Source organism: Clostridium sp. AF28-12 (assembly GCF_003435225.1).
GTDB lineage: Bacteria > Bacillota > Clostridia > Lachnospirales > Lachnospiraceae > Pilosibacter > Pilosibacter fragilis.
Genome location: NZ_QWGJ01000081.1, coordinates 1 through 509, shown reverse-complemented (window position 1 = coordinate 509; position 509 = coordinate 1). Strand labels below are relative to the sequence as shown.

The window sequence follows — 509 nt, the reverse complement described above, 5'->3', positions numbered from 1 at the left end:
GCTGTGTACTTGTAATTCGGGTGCTTTTTCAAGTCATACTTTGGGGATAGGAAGGGTGGGAGCCCCCTAAGCTGTAAGATACATTTATCTCCGGGCATGGTGGTGATTTCGCTGGTGGTCATCAGCTCCCGGCCAAGCCGCTGCATATTCTGGCTGTAACTTTCAGACTGTCCACGGCTTCGGCCCTCGGTCTGCATAGAGATGGTGGCCTTGCCCAGCCAGTTTTCCGAAATATCCTTTAGGGTGGAAGCCTCCCGGCCTCCGAGGAACACGATGCTGTCCATGTTGCCCATGATGGTTTCGGAATGGTCTTTGTACAATGCCTTACACTGGCTCATTGCCTGATAAAAAAGCGTCAGGCTGATCTCACGGGAGCGGATGACGGCCACGATCTTTTCCAGCCCCGGCACCTGCCCGGTGTTGGCAGCCTCGTCCCATAGCACCCGCACATGGTAGGGCAGACGCCCGCCATAGGTGTTGTCAGCCCGTTCACACAGAAGGTTGAACAT

Annotated in this window: 1 protein-coding gene; it reads right to left on the bottom strand. The window is 55.0% G+C overall.

The genetic code is table 11. The annotated features are described in order from the left end of the window. The coding region (locus DWY93_RS16925; RefSeq protein WP_181968576.1) for a TraG/TraD/VirD4 family protein at positions 1–509 on the bottom strand (509 nt) is incomplete at both ends.